Source organism: Oryzomicrobium terrae (assembly GCF_008274805.1).
Taxonomy (GTDB): domain Bacteria; phylum Pseudomonadota; class Gammaproteobacteria; order Burkholderiales; family Rhodocyclaceae; genus Oryzomicrobium; species Oryzomicrobium terrae.
Genome location: NZ_CP022579.1, coordinates 1,214,649 through 1,231,760, shown reverse-complemented (window position 1 = coordinate 1,231,760; position 17,112 = coordinate 1,214,649). Strand labels below are relative to the sequence as shown.

18 protein-coding genes and 1 tRNA gene are annotated in these 17,112 nt (G+C 59.6%); all 19 read right to left on the bottom strand.

Annotation, left to right across the window (positions count from 1 at the left end):
* Positions 1-10 precede the first annotated feature (10 nt).
* The 19 genes from nuoL to OTERR_RS05540 all read right to left on the bottom strand — a co-directional run bounded on the left by nuoL (position 11) and on the right by OTERR_RS05540 (position 17,057).
* Positions 11-2,047: an NADH-quinone oxidoreductase subunit L gene (nuoL, locus tag OTERR_RS05630; protein ID WP_149425102.1), complete on the bottom strand. Its 2,037-nt coding sequence runs from the start codon at positions 2,045-2,047 to the stop codon at positions 11-13.
* A gap of 6 nt (positions 2,048-2,053) precedes the next feature.
* Positions 2,054-2,359: an NADH-quinone oxidoreductase subunit NuoK gene (nuoK, locus tag OTERR_RS05625; protein ID WP_054622421.1), complete on the bottom strand. Its 306-nt coding sequence runs from the start codon at positions 2,357-2,359 to the stop codon at positions 2,054-2,056.
* A 112-nt stretch (positions 2,360-2,471) separates the two neighbouring features.
* A complete protein-coding gene (locus OTERR_RS05620; protein WP_054622420.1) occupies positions 2,472-3,074 on the bottom strand; it encodes an NADH-quinone oxidoreductase subunit J in 603 nt (200 codons plus the stop codon).
* A 14-nt stretch (positions 3,075-3,088) separates the two neighbouring features.
* The gene (gene nuoI / locus OTERR_RS05615; RefSeq protein WP_054622419.1) at positions 3,089-3,577 is read right to left on the bottom strand and encodes an NADH-quinone oxidoreductase subunit NuoI; all 489 of its coding nucleotides are present in this window, start codon (positions 3,575-3,577) and stop codon (positions 3,089-3,091) included.
* 10 nt (positions 3,578-3,587) lie between these two features.
* Complete coding sequence (gene nuoH, locus OTERR_RS05610; protein WP_054622418.1) at positions 3,588-4,637, bottom strand: NADH-quinone oxidoreductase subunit NuoH; 1,050 nt, start codon at positions 4,635-4,637, stop codon at positions 3,588-3,590.
* Complete coding sequence (gene nuoG, locus OTERR_RS05605; protein ID WP_149425101.1) at positions 4,637-6,976, bottom strand: NADH-quinone oxidoreductase subunit NuoG; 2,340 nt, start codon at positions 6,974-6,976, stop codon at positions 4,637-4,639. Before nuoG ends, nuoH begins: the two co-directional genes overlap by 1 nt.
* Positions 6,977-7,040: 64 nt before the next feature.
* Entirely contained in the window at positions 7,041-8,360 is a 1,320-nt protein-coding gene (gene nuoF, locus OTERR_RS05600) for an NADH-quinone oxidoreductase subunit NuoF (protein ID WP_054622536.1), read from the bottom strand.
* A 29-nt stretch (positions 8,361-8,389) separates the two neighbouring features.
* Positions 8,390-8,863 carry an NADH-quinone oxidoreductase subunit NuoE gene (gene nuoE / locus OTERR_RS05595; protein ID WP_054622416.1) on the bottom strand — a complete coding sequence of 158 codons (474 nt, stop codon included), beginning with the start codon at positions 8,861-8,863 and terminating at the stop codon, positions 8,390-8,392.
* Positions 8,863-10,116, bottom strand: coding sequence for an NADH-quinone oxidoreductase subunit D (locus OTERR_RS05590; RefSeq protein ID WP_054622415.1), 1,254 nt, complete (start codon positions 10,114-10,116; stop codon positions 8,863-8,865). Before OTERR_RS05590 ends, nuoE begins: the two co-directional genes overlap by 1 nt.
* 54 nt (positions 10,117-10,170) lie before the next feature.
* On the bottom strand, positions 10,171-10,782 hold the full coding sequence (locus OTERR_RS05585; RefSeq protein ID WP_149425100.1) for an NADH-quinone oxidoreductase subunit C: 612 nt from the start codon (positions 10,780-10,782) through the stop codon (positions 10,171-10,173).
* A gap of 14 nt (positions 10,783-10,796) precedes the next feature.
* Positions 10,797-11,273, bottom strand: coding sequence for a NuoB/complex I 20 kDa subunit family protein (locus OTERR_RS05580; protein ID WP_054622413.1), 477 nt, complete (start codon positions 11,271-11,273; stop codon positions 10,797-10,799).
* 4 nt (positions 11,274-11,277) lie between these two features.
* Positions 11,278-11,634, bottom strand: a complete 357-nt coding sequence (locus OTERR_RS05575; RefSeq protein ID WP_054622412.1) for an NADH-quinone oxidoreductase subunit A — start codon at positions 11,632-11,634, stop codon at positions 11,278-11,280.
* Positions 11,635-11,726: 92 nt separating this feature from the next.
* Positions 11,727-11,811 (bottom strand) — tRNA-Leu (locus OTERR_RS05570).
* A 66-nt stretch (positions 11,812-11,877) separates the two neighbouring features.
* Positions 11,878-12,249: a preprotein translocase subunit SecG gene (secG, locus tag OTERR_RS05565; RefSeq protein ID WP_082397309.1), complete on the bottom strand. Its 372-nt coding sequence runs from the start codon at positions 12,247-12,249 to the stop codon at positions 11,878-11,880.
* A gap of 19 nt (positions 12,250-12,268) precedes the next feature.
* A complete protein-coding gene (gene tpiA / locus OTERR_RS05560) occupies positions 12,269-13,018 on the bottom strand; it encodes a triose-phosphate isomerase (RefSeq protein ID WP_149425099.1) in 750 nt (249 codons plus the stop codon).
* A gap of 186 nt (positions 13,019-13,204) precedes the next feature.
* Entirely contained in the window at positions 13,205-13,975 is a 771-nt protein-coding gene (gene pstB, locus OTERR_RS05555) for a phosphate ABC transporter ATP-binding protein PstB (protein WP_054622410.1), read from the bottom strand.
* A gap of 68 nt (positions 13,976-14,043) precedes the next feature.
* A complete protein-coding gene (pstA, locus tag OTERR_RS05550; protein WP_054622409.1) occupies positions 14,044-14,973 on the bottom strand; it encodes a phosphate ABC transporter permease PstA in 930 nt (309 codons plus the stop codon).
* A gap of 1 nt (position 14,974) precedes the next feature.
* A complete protein-coding gene (gene pstC / locus OTERR_RS05545; RefSeq protein WP_054622408.1) occupies positions 14,975-15,928 on the bottom strand; it encodes a phosphate ABC transporter permease subunit PstC in 954 nt (317 codons plus the stop codon).
* Positions 15,929-16,058: 130 nt separating this feature from the next.
* A complete protein-coding gene (locus tag OTERR_RS05540; RefSeq protein ID WP_149425098.1) occupies positions 16,059-17,057 on the bottom strand; it encodes a PstS family phosphate ABC transporter substrate-binding protein in 999 nt (332 codons plus the stop codon).
* Between the last annotated feature and the right edge of the window lie 55 nt (positions 17,058-17,112).

Genomic DNA, 17,112 nt, shown 5'->3' with positions numbered 1-17,112 from the left:
GCATTCGGTCTTAGGCGAGTTTGATCCAGAGGGTCAGCAGCACGAACACCCCGATGATCATGGTGAAGGCGTACTGGTAGATGAACCCGGACTGGAACAGGCGTACCAAGGAGGCAATCCAGCCCACGACCCGGGCAGTGCCATTCACCAGCACGCCGTCGATGATGGCCTGGTCGCCCGCTTTCCACAGGACCTTGCCCAACAGGCGGGAGCCGCCGGCAAATACCGTCTCGTTGATCTTGTCGAAGTAGTACTTGTTTTCCAGCACCGTGTTGATGCCCTTAAAGCGAGCATGAATCGCGGCAGGAATGTCCGGGCGCTTCATGTAGAAGAACCAGGAGACCACCACGCCGGAAAGCGCCAGCCAGAACACCGGAGTAGTCACGGCGTGCAGGCCCATGGCCACGGCACCGTGGAAGTGGTGAGCCAGATGCTCCATCACCGGGTGGGCTTCAGCATTGACGTGGATGACACCCTTGAAATAGTCGCCGAACAGCATCGGCTCGATGCCGATGTAGCCGATCACCAGGGAAGGAATAGCCAGGGCGATCAGGGGCACGGTCACCACCCAGGGAGACTCATGCGGCTTCTGTCCAGGAGCCAGGCCGTGGTGATGATCGTGGGCGACCTCCTCGTCGTCGTGATCGCCTTCGTGCTCATGGTGGTGGTCGTGGTTAGCCTTGCCGAACCGCTCTTCCCCGTGGAACACCAGGAAGTACATGCGGAAGGAGTAGAAGGCGGTGACGAACACACCGGCCAGGACGGCGAAGTAGGCGTAACCGGAGCCCGGAATGTCGGACAGAGCCACCGCCTCGATGATCGAGTCCTTGGAATAGAAACCAGAGAAGAACGGAGTACCGATCAGGGCCAGGGAACCGATCAGGCTGGTGAGCCAGGTGATCGGCATGTACTTACGCAGGCCGCCCATGTTGCGGATGTCCTGATCGTGGTGCATACCGATGATGACCGAGCCCGCGGCCAGGAACAGCAGGGCCTTGAAGAAAGCATGGGTCATCAGGTGGAAGATCGCCACCGAGTAGGCAGAGGCACCCAAGGCCACGGTCATGTAGCCGAGTTGGGACAGGGTCGAGTAGGCCACCACGCGCTTGATGTCGTTCTGGATGATGCCCAGGAAGCCCATGAACAGGGCGGTGGTGGCACCAATGACCAGGACGAAGGACAGGGCCGTGGTAGACAGCTCGAACAGGGGTGACATGCGCGCCACCATGAAGATGCCGGCGGTCACCATGGTCGCCGCGTGGATCAGCGCGGAGATCGGGGTCGGGCCTTCCATGGAATCGGGCAGCCAGACGTGCAGGGGAACCTGGGCCGACTTGCCCATGGCGCCAATAAATAGGCAAATGCAGGCCACGGTCATCAGCGACCAGTCGGCAGACCCCCAGATGTTGATGGTCTTGCCTGCCAGTTCGGGAGCCTTGGCAAACACGTCGGCGTAGTTGAGGCTGCCGAAGTGGGCCAGGATCAGGCCGATGCCGAGGATGAAGCCGAAGTCGCCAACCCGGTTCACCAGGAAGGCCTTCATGTTGGCGAAGATGGCGGTGGGGCGGGTGTACCAGAAACCGATCAGCAAATACGACACCAGGCCCACGGCTTCCCAGCCGAAGAACAACTGCATGAAGTTATTGCTCATCACCAGCATCAGCATGGAGAAGGTGAAGAGCGAGATATAGGAGAAGAAGCGGCTGTAACCCGGATCGTCACGCATGTAACCGATGGTGTAGAGGTGCACCATCAGGGAGACGAAGGTCACCACCAGCATCATCGTCGCGGTCAGACTGTCGATCAGGAAGCCGACCTGGATGTTGATCGAATCGGTGGTCAGCCAGGTGTAGACCGTGCCATTGAAGGTATTGCCGGCCATCACGTCCTGGAAGACCAGTACGGAGCAGACGAAAGCCACAGCCACGCCGGCGATGGTCGCCAGGTGGGCCAGGGTGCGCGGGATGATGCGGCAGAACAAGCCGGCAATGATGGCCCCCGCCAACGGAGCGAGGGGAATCGTGAGATAAAGACTCATCTTGTCCATTTGCGCTTAACCCTTGAGGCTGTCGAGCTCTTCCACATCGATGGTGGAGAGGTTACGGAAGAGCACCACCAGGATCGCCAGACCGATAGCGGACTCGGCAGCGGCCACTGTGAGGATGAAGAAGACGAAGACCTGACCGGAGAGATCCTGCAGGTAATGGGAGAAGGCGATGAAGTTGGTATTCACCGCCAGCAGCATGAGCTCGATGGCCATGAGCAGAACCAGCAGGTTCTTCCGGTTGAGGAAGATGCCCACGACGGCGATGGCAAACAGGATCGCGCCGAGGATCAGGAAATGGGCAAGCGTGAGCAAGGTGACTCCCTTCGTCCTTCTTACGACCGGAACGACGCGCCTGCGCCGACCCGGAGTGTTCTTTCTTGGAACCGGCGTCCCAGGGACGCCGGCTAGCAATTCAGGTACTGCTTTATTCGGACTTTTCGGCCGGCATCTGCAGCACACGCAGGCGATCGGAAGCCTTGACCCGGACCTGCTTGGCAGGATCGGCGTACTTGGTCTTCTTCAGGCCGCGGTGGGTCAGCGCAATCGCCGCCACAATCGCCACCAGTAGGATCACGGCAGCGATCTCGAACGGATAGACGTAGTCGGTGTAGATGACCCGGCCCAGCTCCTTGGTGTTGGAGACGGCAGCGACGCCTTGCGGCAGCGGTGCATCCATCACGCCCATATACTGGCCGCCGAGAACCACGCCCATCTCGGCCATCATCAACAGGCCGACCAGGGCGCCAAGAGGCAGGTAGCTCCAGAAGCCTTTCTTGAGCTTCTCGAGGTTGACGTCGAGCATCATCACCACAAACAGGAACAGCACCATCACCGCGCCGACATAGACCAGCACCAGGGAAATGGCGAGGAATTCGGCCTGCAGCAACATCCACACGCCCGAGGCGGTGAAGAAGGCAAGGACGAGGAACAGGGCGGCATGCACCGGGTTACGGGCAGTGATCACACGCAGCCCCGCGAGCACGAGGATCGTGGAGAACAGGTAGAAGACGAAGGTCTTGAATTCCATACGAGTCGTCCCGGTCAGCGATACTGGGCATCCATCTCGCGATCCTTCGCGATCTGGGCCTCGTAGCGGTCGCCATTGGCGAGCAGCATCTGCTTGGTGTAATAGAGATCGCCGCGCTTTTCGCCGTGGTACTCGAAGACGCGGGTTTCGACGATGGCATCGACCGGGCAGGCCTCTTCGCAGAAGCCGCAGAAAATGCACTTGGTCAGGTCGATGTCGTAACGGGTGGTGCGGCGCGTACCGTCATCCCGTTGATCGGACTCGATGGTGATCGCCATCGCCGGGCACACCGCCTCACACAGCTTGCAGGCGATGCAACGCTCTTCCCCGTTGGGGTAGCGCCGCAGGGCGTGGAGGCCGCGGAAGCGGAAGCTCTGGGGAGTCTTCTCTTCCGGATACTGGACGGTGATCTTGCGGGCGAAGAAATACCGCCCGGTGACCGCCAAGCCTTTCAGCAACTCCTTGAGGAGCAGGCTGTTGAACACTTCTTTCATGGCACCCATGGCCAACTCCTTACTTCCAGATGTTCCAGGGAGAGACCATCCAACCCGACACCACCACCAGCCAGATAATCGTCAGCGGAATGAACACCTTCCAGCCAAGACGCATGATCTGGTCGTAGCGATAGCGGGGGAACGTCGCCCGGAACCACAGGAAGAACAGCAGGATGAACGCAATCTTTACCGCCAGCCAGAAGAAGCCATCCGGCAGGAAGGCCACCGGCGACAGCCAGCCACCGAGGAACATGATGGCGGTCAAGGCCGACACCAGGATCATGTTGGCGTATTCGGCAAGGAAGAACACCGCGAAGGCCATGCCCGAGTATTCGACGTGGAAGCCGGCAACGATTTCCGATTCACCTTCGGCCACGTCAAACGGAGCCCGGTTGGTCTCAGCCACGCCGGCGATCATGTACACCACGAACATCGGCAGCAGCGGCAGCCAGTTCCAGGAGAGGAAACCAAGCCCCATGTCGGCGAACACGCCCTTTTCCTGAACCTTGACGATATCGGTCAGGTTGAGGCTCTGGGATACCAGCAGCACGGTGACCAGGGCAAAGCCCATGGCAATTTCGTAGGACACCATCTGGGCCGCGGAACGTAGGGCGCCGAGGAAGGCGTACTTCGAGTTGGAGGCCCAACCGGCCAGGATGATGCCGTACACACCGAGGGACGTGATCGCCATCACGTAGAGCAGGCCCGCGTCGATATTGGCCAGCACGGTGCCATCGACAAAGGGAATCACCGCCCACGCCGCCAATGCCGGCATGATCGAAAGCATCGGCGCCAGCAGGAACAGGGTCTTGTTCGCGCCGGAGGGGATGATGATTTCCTTGAGCAGCAGCTTGCCGGCATCCGCCAGCGGCTGGATCAAGCCGAGGGGACCGACCCGGTTCGGGCCGATCCGCACGTGCATGAAACCGATCACCTTGCGCTCGGCGTAAGTCAGATAGGCCACGCAGAGCATCAGCGGAACCAGGATCACGACGATCTTGAGCAACGCCCAGACGCCGGGGAAGCTGGCGCCGAACACGCCTTGCAAGAATTGAGTCAGCGCTTCCATTACGCACGCTCCACGGAAATGGCACCGCACAGGTTACCCAGGCCGGCAGTGGCGGGGTGAGCCGCGGCCACCCGCAAGCAACCAACGGGCACGGTTTCGTCGGCCTGGGCCACGAGGACAGCCACGCCGTCACCCTGTTTGACCTTTACCGAATCCCCTGCGGCAACGCCCAAACTGGCCAGGGTCGCCGCGGCAGCACGAGCGGCCGGAACCTTGCCGTCGACCGTCTGTTGCAGAGCCGGAGCACGCCGGGCAATCGGGTCGGCAAAGTGGATGGGTACATCGGCGATCCGCTGCAGCGCAGGTTTCTCGCCAGCAGACAACTCCAAGGCGACGCCATTGAGGGCATTGGAGAGCTTGTCGGCGGCAACAAACTCAGCCACGCCGCCCAGCACCTCATCGCGCACCGCTTCGGAGGATTCGTAGTCGAACCCCGGGAGAGTCAGGACGTTGCCCAGCACGCGCAGCACCTTCCAGGCCGGACGAGCATCGCCCAGGGGGCGCACGACGCCGTTGAAGCTCTGCACGCGACCCTCGGTATTGACGAAGGTGCCGGAGGTTTCAGTGTAGGGTGCGATCGGCAGCATGGCGTCGGCGTACTGCAGGGCCGGACCGTGCTGGAAAGCAGACATGAAGACCACCAGCTTGGCCTGCTTGAGGGCAGCCAGAGTACGCTGCGCATCGGCAAAATCGTATTCGGGCTCGGCACCGATCAGCACATAGCCTTGACGGGGCTGTTCGAGCATCTGACGGGCATTGAGCTGTTTGGCCTTCGCGCCGGCGATATAGCCGCCGACGCTGTTGGCCGCTTCGCCGAGCACACCGACGGTGGCGCCGGTGAGCTTGCCCAGTTCCAGCGCCAGCAGTTGCAGTTGCACGGCCTGGGGATGCTGGCGAGCCGTGTTGCCGAGGAAGATTGCTTTTTTCTCGCCCTCAAGCAGCGTGGCGGCAAGAGCCTTGGCGCCATCGCACACCGCCACGCCGTCCAGGCCGGCAGGAACGGCAATACCCTTGGCTTCAGCGGCAGCCTTGACCACGGCAGCCAGAGCGGCGACCAGGTCGGAGGGTGCCACCACGCGCTGCGCAGCCAGCTTGATCAGATTGTCGTCGCCGGCGACGTGCAGCACGGACACCTGGGTGCCCTGCTTGGCAGCCTGGCGGAGGCGCTGGGCGATCAGGGGGTGATCCTTGCGCAGGAAGCTACCGACCACCAGCGCCCCGTCCAGTTCGTTCAGTTCGGCCAGCTTCATGCCCAGCCAGGGGGTGCCGGCTTCCTTGCCATCAGCGGAGAAATCGTTCTGGCGCAGGCGAAAATCGATATTGCCGCAACCCAGGCCATCGGCCAGCTTGCGCGCCAGGGCCAATTCTTCCAGGGTGGCATGGGGCGACACCAGGAAGCCCAGGGCATCGCCACCTGCATTACGGGCGATGTCCTTGAGGCCGTGTGCGACATAGTCGAGCGCCACGTTCCAGTCCACTTCCTTCCATTCGCCACCCTGCTTCACCATCGGTTTGATGAGGCGCTCGGAGGAATTGAGGGCTTCGTAGGAGAAACGATCCTTGTCGGAGATCCAACACTCGTTCACTTCCTCGTTCTCACGGGGAAGGACGCGCATCACCGCATTGTTCTTGACCTGAATCTGCAGGTTGGCACCAACCGAATCGTGGGGCGACACCGACTTACGGCGCTGCAACTCCCAGGTGCGGGCAGCGTAACGGAACGGCTTGGAGGTCAGCGCGCCGACCGGGCAGAGGTCGATCATGTTGCCCGACAGTTCGGAATCGACGGTCTTCCCGACGAAGGCGGTGATCTCGGAATACATGGTCCGGTTGGCCATGCCCAGTTCCATCACCCCGGCAATTTCCTGGCCGAAGCGCACGCAGCGGGTGCAGTGGATGCAGCGGGACATCTCCTCCATGGAGATCAGGGGGCCCACGTTCTTGTGGAACACCACCCGCTTTTCCTCGGTGTAGCGGCTCTTCACGCCGCCGTAGCCCACCGACAAATCCTGCAACTGACACTCGCCGCCCTGGTCGCAGATCGGGCAATCCAGCGGGTGGTTGATGAGCAGGAACTCCATCACCCCCTTCTGGGCCTTGACCGCCAGGTCGGAGTGGGTGAACACCTTCATGCCGTTGGTAACCGGGGTGGCGCAGGCCGGCAGGGGCTTGGGCGCCTTTTCCACCTGCACCAGACACATCCGGCAGTTGGCGGCAATGGACAGCTTCTTGTGATAGCAGAAGTGGGGAATGTAGGCCCCTACCTGATGAGCCGCATCCATGATCGTGCTGCCGTCGGGTACTTCTACCTTCTTGCCGTCGATTTCGATTTCTAGCATGTCGCTACCTTATTCCTACCTGATCCCTACCTGAGTTCGCGGGGTACTACGGGGCTGGGCGCTTTCAGCCCGGATTGCGGTGGAAGCCGCTGCCCGCCCACTGCACATCCTTGGGCACGACGCAGGTCTTGTGCTCGATGTGGTGGAGGAATTCGTCCCGGAAATGCTTGATGAAGCTCTGCACCGGCATCGATGCAGCATCGCCCAGGGCACAGATGGTGCGACCCATAATGTTGGCGGTGACGCTGTTGAGCAGGTCCAGATCCTCGATGCGGCCCTGACCGTTTTCGATGCGATGCACCACCTTGTACAACCAGCCGGTACCTTCACGGCAGGGGGTGCATTGGCCACAGGACTCTTCGTAATAGAAGTAAGAGAGGCGCTCCAGGGCTTTGACCATGCAGGTGGTCTCGTCCATGACGATCACCGCGCCGGAACCGAGCATCGACCCCGCTTTGGAAATCGAGTCGTAGTCCATGGTGCAGTCCATCATGATGCTTGCCGGCAGAACCGGAGAGGACGAACCGCCTGGAATCACTGCCTTGAGCTTGCGCCCTTCGCGCATGCCGCCGCACATTTCAAGCAACTCGGCAAAGGAGGTGCCGAGCGGGATCTCGTAGTTGCCGGGACGCTGGACGTGGCCGGACACCGAGAACAGCTTGGTGCCGCCGTTGTTCTCTTTGCCCAGGCCAAGGAACTGCTCACCGCCCATGCGCATGATGAACGGGATGGAGGCAAAGGTTTCGGTGTTGTTGATGGTGGTCGGCTTACCGTACAGACCGAAGGAGGCTGGGAACGGTGGTTTGAACCGGGGCTGGCCCTTCTTACCCTCGATCGATTCGAGCAGAGCGGTTTCTTCGCCGCAAATGTAGGCGCCGTAGCCGTGGTGGGCGAACAGTTCAAAGTTGAAGCCGGAGCCCTGGATGTTTTGGCCGATCAGACCGGCAGCCCGGGCTTCAGCCAGGGCTTCCTCGAAGCGCTTGTACACTTCCCAGACTTCGCCGTGGATGTAGTTGTAGCCACGGGTAGCGCCCATGGCATACGCGGCGATGGCCATGCCCTCAATCACAGAGTGGGGGTCGAGACGCAGGATATCCCGGTCCTTGAAGGTGCCAGGCTCGCCTTCGTCCGAGTTGCAGACTACGTACTTGTCGCCGGGGAAGGAGCGGGGCATGAAGCTCCACTTCAAGCCGGTAGGAAAGCCTGCACCGCCACGGCCGCGCAGCACCGATTTCTTCACTTCGTTGATGACCTGATCCTGAGGTGCCTTTTCGGCCAGGATTTTCTTCAACGCGGAATAACCGCCACGGGCCACGTAATCCGCGAGCCGCCAGCCCTTGTCGTCGGCAAAACGTTCCGACACCGGCGACCAGCCGGCGGTCATGGTGGGAGAAATTGCACCCAGGATGGCCATTATTCGAGCTCCGACAAGAGTTTGTCGATCTGCTCAGGCAGCATGTGGCTGCACATCGAGCGGTTATTCACCAGCATCACCGGAGCGTCCCCGCAGGCGCCCATGCATTCGCCCTCTTTCAGGGTGAACTTGCCGTCGGCGGTGGTTTCGTTGAAATCCACACCGAGCTTCTGCTTCAGGTAGTCCGCCGCATGATAGCCGCCAGACAAGGCACACGGCAGGTTGGTGCACACCGTGAGCTTGTACTTGCCGACCGGCTTGAGGTCGTACATGTTGTAGAAAGTCGCCACTTCCATGGCCGCGATCGGCGGCATTTCCAGGTAGTTGGCGACGAACTCGATCGTTTCCGGAGCCAGCCAGCCCTTTTCAGCTTGGGCAATGGCCAGGGCGGCCATCACGGCGGATTGTTTCTGATCCGCCGGATACTTGGCGACCTCGCGGTCGATCTGGGTGAGGGAGTCTTGGGAAAGCATCAGCGGTCAATCTCACCAAACACGATGTCTTGGGTGCCGATGATCGTCACCACGTCGGCGATCATGTGGCCTCGGGCCATTTCGTCCATGGCTGCCAGGTGGGCAAAACCAGGGGCGCGGATCTTCATGCGGTACGGCTTGTTGGCGCCGTCGGAGATGAAGTAGATACCGAACTCGCCCTTGGGATGCTCGATGGCCGCATAGGCTTCGCCTTCCGGAACGTGCATCCCTTCAGTAAAGAGCTTGAAGTGGTGGATCAGCTCTTCCATGTTCGACTTCATCCCTTCCCGTGACGGGGGGGCAACCTTATGGTTATCAGAGATGACCGGACCGGGATTCTTGCGCAGCCAATCGATGCACTGGCGAATGATCCGGTTCGACTGGGCCATTTCCTCCATGCGCACCAAATAGCGGTCGTAGGAATCGCCGTTTTTGCCAACAGGGATATCGAAATCCAGGCGGTCATAGACTTCGTAGGGCTGTTTCTTACGCACATCCCAAGCGATGCCCGAACCACGCAGCATGGCGCCGGTGAAACCGAGTTGCAGGGCCCGCTCGGGCGAAACGATACCCACGTCTACCAGGCGTTGCTTCCAGATCCGGTTGTCGGTAAGCAGCGTGTGGTATTCGTCGAGAATCTTGGGAAAACGCTGCGTGAAATCGTCAAGGAAGTCGAGCAGGGAGCCAGAACGGGCCTCATTGAGGCGCTTCACCTCGTCCGGCTTCTTCCAACGGGATTCCTGGTACTGGGGCATGGCGTCCGGCAAATCGCGATAAACGCCTCCCGGGCGGTAGTAGGCCGCATGCAAACGCGCACCCGAAACCGCTTCGTAGCAGTCCATCAGATCTTCACGCTCGCGGAAGCAGTACAGGGCCATGGCCATGGCGCCCACGTCCAAGCCGTGACAGCCGATCCACAACAAGTGGTTGAGGATACGGGTCACTTCGTCGAACATCACCCGGATGTACTGGCCCCGCTCAGGCACTTCGACGCCCAAGAGCTTTTCCACCGCCATGCAGTAGGCATGTTCGTTACACATGGTGGAAACGTAATCAAGCCGGTCCATGTAGGGCACCGACTGAATCCAGGTCTTCTGCTCGGCCAGCTTCTCGGTGGCACGGTGCAGCAGGCCGATATGGGGATCGGCGCGCTGTACGACTTCACCGTCCAACTCCAGCACGAGGCGCAGCACACCGTGCGCAGCCGGGTGCTGAGGACCGAAGTTCATCGTGTAGTTACGAATTTCCGCCATGTTTGCGAATCCGTTTGTGTTGCAGGTGTATGCGGTTATCTAGGGCCGGGACAGTCAGACCGAATCGCCGTAGCTCTCTTCGCGCACGATGCGCGGCGTGTTCTCACGCGGCTCGATGGTGACCGGCTGATAGATGACACGCCCCTCTTCCGGGTCGTAGCGCATTTCCACATAGCCGGAGATGGGAAAGTCCTTACGGAAGGGATGGCCGACAAACCCATAGTCGGTGAGAATGCGGCGCAGGTCAGGGTGCCCAGGGAAAACCAGGCCGAACAGATCGAAAGCCTCGCGTTCGAACCAATTGGCACCATTCCAGACATCCACCACCGAGGCCACCACCGGGAAGACATTGTCTTCCGCGAAGGTACGCACCCGCAGACGCCAGTTGTTGGCAACTGACAGCAGATGCACGACGACAGCGAAACGCTTGCCCGCACCAGGAACATCTTCGCGGCCGTCGGCATATCCCAGGTAATCCACGCCGCACAGGTCGATCAGTTCTTCGAAGCCCAAGGCCGGCTCATCACGGAGGGTCTTCATCACCTCCAGGTAATCGCCAGCCGCCACTTCGATAGTGATTTCGCCCAAGGCGACCTTCAGGGACTTGAGCCGCTCACCCAGATGGCTTTGCAGGTTCTGGCTCAGGGTCTCGAGCTTTGCAGACATGATAGGGACCTGTATTAGCGGGCGATGGTGTTGGTGCGGCGGATCTTGTTCTGCAGCTGGATGATGCCGTAGAGCAAGGCCTCGGCCGTCGGCGGACAGCCCGGGACGTAGATATCCACCGGAACGATGCGATCACAGCCGCGCACAACCGAGTAGGAATAGTGGTAGTAGCCGCCACCGTTGGCGCAGGAGCCCATGGAGATCACCCAACGAGGCTCGGGCATCTGGTCATAGACCTTGCGCAGCGCCGCCCCCATCTTGTTGGTCAGGGTACCCGCCACGATCATCACATCGGATTGACGGGGGCTCGGGCGGAAGATGATGCCGAAACGATCAAGGTCATAACGGGAACAGCCAGCGTGGATCATCTCCACGGCACAGCAAGCCAGACCAAAAGTCATGGGCCACAGCGAACCCGTACGGACATAGTTAATAAGCTTGTCCGCGGTGGTGGTCACAAACCCTTCTTGCAGAACGCCTTCGATACCCATGCGCTTACTCCCACTCCAGGGCGCCCTTCATCCACTCGTAGATGAAGCCGACCACCAGAATTCCGAGGAAAATCATCATCGCCACGAACCCGAACAACCCAATTTCCTTCAGCACAATGGCCCAAGGGAAAAGGAAGGCAATTTCCAGGTCGAACAGAATGAAGAGAATGGCGACGAGGTAATAGCGCACATCGAACTTCATACGCGCATCCTCGAACGCCTCAAAACCGCACTCGTAGGGAGAGAGCTTTTCACTGTCAGGTCGATTGGGAGCCAACAACCAGCCAGCAAGAATGGGCAGAACGCCAAAGGCGATACCCACGAAGATAAAGAGAAGGACCGGGAGGTAATTTTCCAGCATGATCCGCTGCCACGTGACGTCTAATGACCGTATTTGCAAAAAGAGCCCCGCACAACTCACAACCGTGAAAAATGCGGAGCTCGACGATCTGCTGGTGCCGACGGCGAGACTCGAACTCGCACGGCTTTCGCCACTACCCCCTCAAGATAGCGTGTCTACCAATTTCACCACGTCGGCACTACTAAGCGAGTTACTGACTTTTCAAGGGAAAAAACTCAGTCAGCAACTCGATAAACCCCAAATTTAGCGGGGGATATCTTTAGCTTTTGACTCACCACTCGCCGGCGTCGATCCAGTAACTGCGCCGGTTGCGGCAGGAGCGGAAGAAGAATTAGATTCTACAACACTCTTCATCACGCTATCAACCCCTTTCGGCTTGCTGAAAGCAACGTAAGCGAGCGCAAGGCTCGTCGAGAAAAACACTGCAGCGAGGATCGCCGTGGCACGGGAAAGGAAGTTGGCCGAACCCGATGCGCCAAACAGGCTACCGGATGCACCACTGCCGAAAGCAGCCCCCATATCGGCCCCTTTGCCGTGCTGCATCAGCACCAGCCCGATAATGGCCAACCCCACCAGGATATGAACAACGACGATCAACGAAAGCCAGAAACCCATTATTGTCCTTTTCGACGACTCAACAGGCCGCAGCCCGGCAAATCGCCAGAAAATCATCTGCCACCAGGGCAGCACCGCCAATCAAACCACCGTCAATATCAGGCTGCCCAAACAGTTCCGCCGCGTTACCCGGCTTGACACTGCCGCCATAAAGCACCTGCAGCCGCTCGGCAATCACCGAATCCAGACGCGCCACCTGGGCGCGAATTGCGGCGTGCACTTCTTGCGCCTGCATCGGCGTGGCAGTTTTGCCCGTGCCGATTGCCCATACGGGTTCATAGGCCACAACAGCACCGGCAAAAGCCGCAACACCAACCTTATCCAGCACGACCTGCAATTGCCGCTCGACAACCCGGGCAGTCGCCCCGGACTCACGCTCTTCCAGCACCTCACCCACACAAAGGATCGGCACCAGACCTGCAGCAACCGTTGCTGCAAACTTCTCCGCCACCACCTCATCGGACTCGCCGTAAAGCGAGCGCCGTTCGGAATGCCCAACAATGACGTAGCGACAGCCAAATTCCTTGAGCATGGACAAACTGACTTCACCGGTATACGCACCGGCAGCATGCTCACTCACCGTTTGCGCCCCAATCGCCACCTCCGAACCAGCCAGTTCGGACTGAGCCTGCGCGAGATAGGGGAAAGGCGGGCATACTGCGCACGCCATGCCGCTTGGCAAGCCGCTGCGCACCGTGCCGAGCAACTGGCGGTTCCCCTCCAGGGAGCCGTGCATCTTCCAGTTGCCAACAACGAGCTTGGTGCGCATAAGAAACTTTATAAGCTTGAAAAACCCCCCTGGGAACTTTTGGTCACCAAGGCTATCGGGGCCTACAAAACCGCCGAATGTTAGCTCATTTACAAGACCAAGGTCAATCCAGAGCCGCTTCCCCTACCCTGACTGACACGCAAAAGGCCGCATGAATGCGGCCTTTTGCGCGAAGGAACGCATCGCTTAGCCGAAGCGACCGGTGATGTAGTCCTCGGTCTGTTTTTTCTTCGGCTTGATGAAAATCTCATCGGTAACACCGAACTCGATCAACTCGCCCAGATACATGTAGGCCGTGAAATCCGACACCCGGGCCGCCTGCTGCATGTTGTGGGTCACAATCAGGATGGTGACTTTGTCCTTCAGTTCCGATACCAGTTCTTCGATGCTGGCAGTGGCGATCGGGTCGAGAGCGGAAGTCGGCTCATCAAACAGCAAGAGTTCAGGATCGGTCGCGAGCGCCCGGGCGATGCACAGACGCTGCTGCTGACCGCCGGAAAGATTGAAGGCCAGGTCATCGAGCCGGTCTTTGACCTCATCCCATAGGGCAGCGCCGCGCAGCGCTTCCTCCACCTTGTCGTCGATTACCGTACGTTTTTTTTCGCCGCGTACGCGCAGACCGTACGCCACGTTCTCGTAAATCGATTTGGGAAAGGGGTTGGGCTTCTGGAACACCATGCTGATGCGCATGCGCACTTCGATGGGGTCCACCTTCTCTGCCAGCAGGTTGGTTTGATCCGGATAGAAATTAATCGCCCCTTGATAGCGGTTACCCGGGTAAAGATCGTGCATCCGGTTAAAGCAGCGCAAGAAGGTGGATTTCCCACAGCCGGAAGGTCCGATCAACGCCGTTACCTTCTTCTCATAAACCGGCATGTTGAGCCCTTTGAGGGCATGGAAACCACCGTAGAAAAAATTGAGGTCCTTGGCTTCTGCCTTGATCGTGGGAGTGGTCATTGTATGAATCCTGAACGGTCGTCGGTCGTGTCGAGTTGGGGTAACGGCGGCAGCGGCGCTGCTACCGGTTACCACTTGATGTTCTTGCGCAGGCGATAACGCAGCCAGATGGCCATGCCGTTCATGGTCAAGGTCATCAAAACCAGGACGAAGCCAGCAGCAGCGGCGTTTTCATGAAAGGCTTCCTCGGGGCGAGACGTCCAGTTGAACATCTGGATGGGCATCACGGTAAAGGGGGAGGTCAGCCAATCGAACAGCCCCGCCGTAGGTTCGCCGGTAAAGGGCAGCGGCGGCAGAAAGGCGATAAAAGTCAGGGCACCGATGGTGATGATGGGAGCAGTTTCACCGATGGCTCGGGCCATGCCGATGATCACACCGGTAAGAATCCCTGCCGAAGAGTACGGCAAAATATGGTCGCGCACCGTCTGCCACTGGGTCGCCCCACAGGCGTAGGCCCCTTCCCGGATGTGAATGGGAATCGCCCGGATGGCCTCCCTGGTAGCAACGATCACCACCGGCAGGATCAGCAGGGCCAGGGTCAGACCTGCGGACAGAATGCTCTGGCCAAAACCGAACTGATACACAAAGATGCCCAGAGCCAGCAGGCCATAAACGATCGAGGGAACGCCAGCCAGGTTGGTGACATTGATCTCGATGATGTCTGTGAGCAGATTCTTGGGGGCGTACTCTTCCAGATACACCCCGGCGGCAACTCCGACCGGCACCGCCACCAGGGCCGTCACTACCATCACCAGGGTGGACCCCACCCAGGCGGACAGGATGCCTGCCTGCTCGGGACGACGGGACGGAAAATTGAGGAAGAAATCGAGGCTCAACCGCCCAGCCCCTTCGATGACCATCTGGCCAAACAGGGTCAGAAAGGTCAGTACCCCGATCATCAAGGCGGCCAAGCCAAGCAGGGAAAAGAGAAGATCCCAGCGCTTGTGGCGCGCGATGATCGTCCGGATTTCCTGAAGATTTGCGGAAATAGCGGTCATCTTAGTAAACCTCGCGGAATTTCTTGCGCATCAGGTGGCCGATGACGTTAAAGCACAGCGTGATCAGCATCAGCGTCAGGCCCGCAGCGAAAATAGTCTGGTAGCCCACCGAACCATGGGGCAGATCGCCCAGGGCTACTTGCACGATGTAGGCGGTAATGGTTTCAGCCGGCTCCAGGGGGTTCCACGTCAGATTCGGCTGCATACCAGCCGCCACTGCCAGGATCATGGTCTCGCCCACTGCCCGGGAAATCCCCAGGATGTATGCCGCCGCCAGCCCGGAAATCGCCGCCGGCGCCACTACCTTGACCGCCGTCTGGTAGCGGGTCGCGCCCATGGCGTAGGACCCCTCGCGCAGGCTCATGGGCACGGCACGCATGGCATCCTCAGCCACTGAACTGACGTAGGGCACGATCATGATGCCCATCACCAAACCCGCCGAGAGCAGGTTGAAACCCGGCAATTCGGGAATCAGAAGCTGCAGCAGGGGGGTAACGAACAACAGCGCAAAGTAACCATAGATGATCGTCGGCACCCCACCGAGCAGCTCGAGGAAAGGCTTGGCGATCTCGCGCACCTTGAACGGAGCGAATTCCGACAGGTAGATGGCGATGATCGTCCCGAGCGGAATCGCCACCAACAGAGCAACCCCGGAACTCACCAAAGTACCGGACACCAGGGGCAGGATGCCGAAGTGTGCATCGTCGAACAGGGGGGTCCATTGTGTATCGGTCAGAAAGTCCCACAGAGAAACGTGCTCAAAGAACACGAGGGACTCTTTGACGAGGATGAACACGATACCGAGGGTCGTTGCCACCGAAACCAGCGCTGCCGCCAACAGCAGCAATTCGATGATGGTTTCGCGCAAGTGACGGGTACGCCGCCGGGCAAGGCGGTCGCTGACGTAATCGAGGGGCATGGCCGGAGAAGATTCCGCAAGGATGATCGAAGACATGAGGCGCGCCCGGAATTATGAAAGGAAAGTGAAGCGAGCGTAAAAAAACAAGACGGCGACAGCACAAACGACCGCGGCCCGCCCGTCAGGTTGCCCCTGGGGGCGGGCCGCATGCGTTACCTAAAAAAGGCTACAGCTTGGCTTCGCGGTGCACCAGCTCTTCAATCTTCATGCCGACGGCTTCTTCGCCGCCGAACACGGTGCCGACCTTCTTCTTGGTCAGACGCTCGGTATTGGCCTCATAGACCTTGGAGGGCAACGGCACGTACTTCACTTCCTTGACCAGCTTGGGCGCATTCTTCAGATAGAAATCGACGAACTCCTTCACCTCCGGCTTGTCCAGGGACTTGGCATTCACGTAGATGAAGATCGGCCGGGAGAGAGGGCTGTAGGTACCGTTTTCCACTGCCTGGGGAGAGGGCAGCACGCCACCCTTGCCGCCGTCGATAGCCACGGCCTTCAACTTCTTCTGGTTTTCCACATAGTAGGCAAAGCCGAAGTAGCCCAGGCCGCCCTTGTCGCGGGCCACGCCCTGAACCAGCACGTTGTCGTCTTCGGAGGCGGTGTAATCGCCACGGGAGGACTTGGCCTTGCCGACGATCGCTTCGGTGAAGTAATCAAAGGTGCCGGAATCGGAACCCGCGCCGTAGAGCTTCAGCGGCATGTCGGGGAAGGAAGGGTTCACCTGGTTCCAGTTGGTGATCTTGCCCTGGGCGGCCGGCTCCCAGATCTTCTTCAGATCGGCAACGGACAGGGTGGAGGCAAAGGTGTTCTGCGGGTTAACGATGACGGTCAGCGCATCGTAGGCGATCGGCAGTTCGTAGTAAGCGATACCGGCTTCCTTACAGGCATCCATCTCCTTCTTCAGGATGGGACGGGAAGCGTCGGAGATGTCGGTTTCTCCGCGGCAGAATTTCTTGAAACCGCCACCAGTACCGGAGATACCCACGGTTACCTTGACGGCGTTCTTCTTGGCTTTCTGGAAGTCCTCGGCGACAGCCTCGGTGATGGGATACACAGTGGAAGAACCATCCACCTTCACAACGGCGGACTGGGCATGGGCAACGCCAACCGAAGCGGCGCCAACAAACGCAAAGCCGAGAGCGGCGGCGATCTTGACCAGTTTCATGCGGGGTATCTCCTAGGGGGTCCTGGAATGTTCGATGAGTGGCAGGGTAACCACT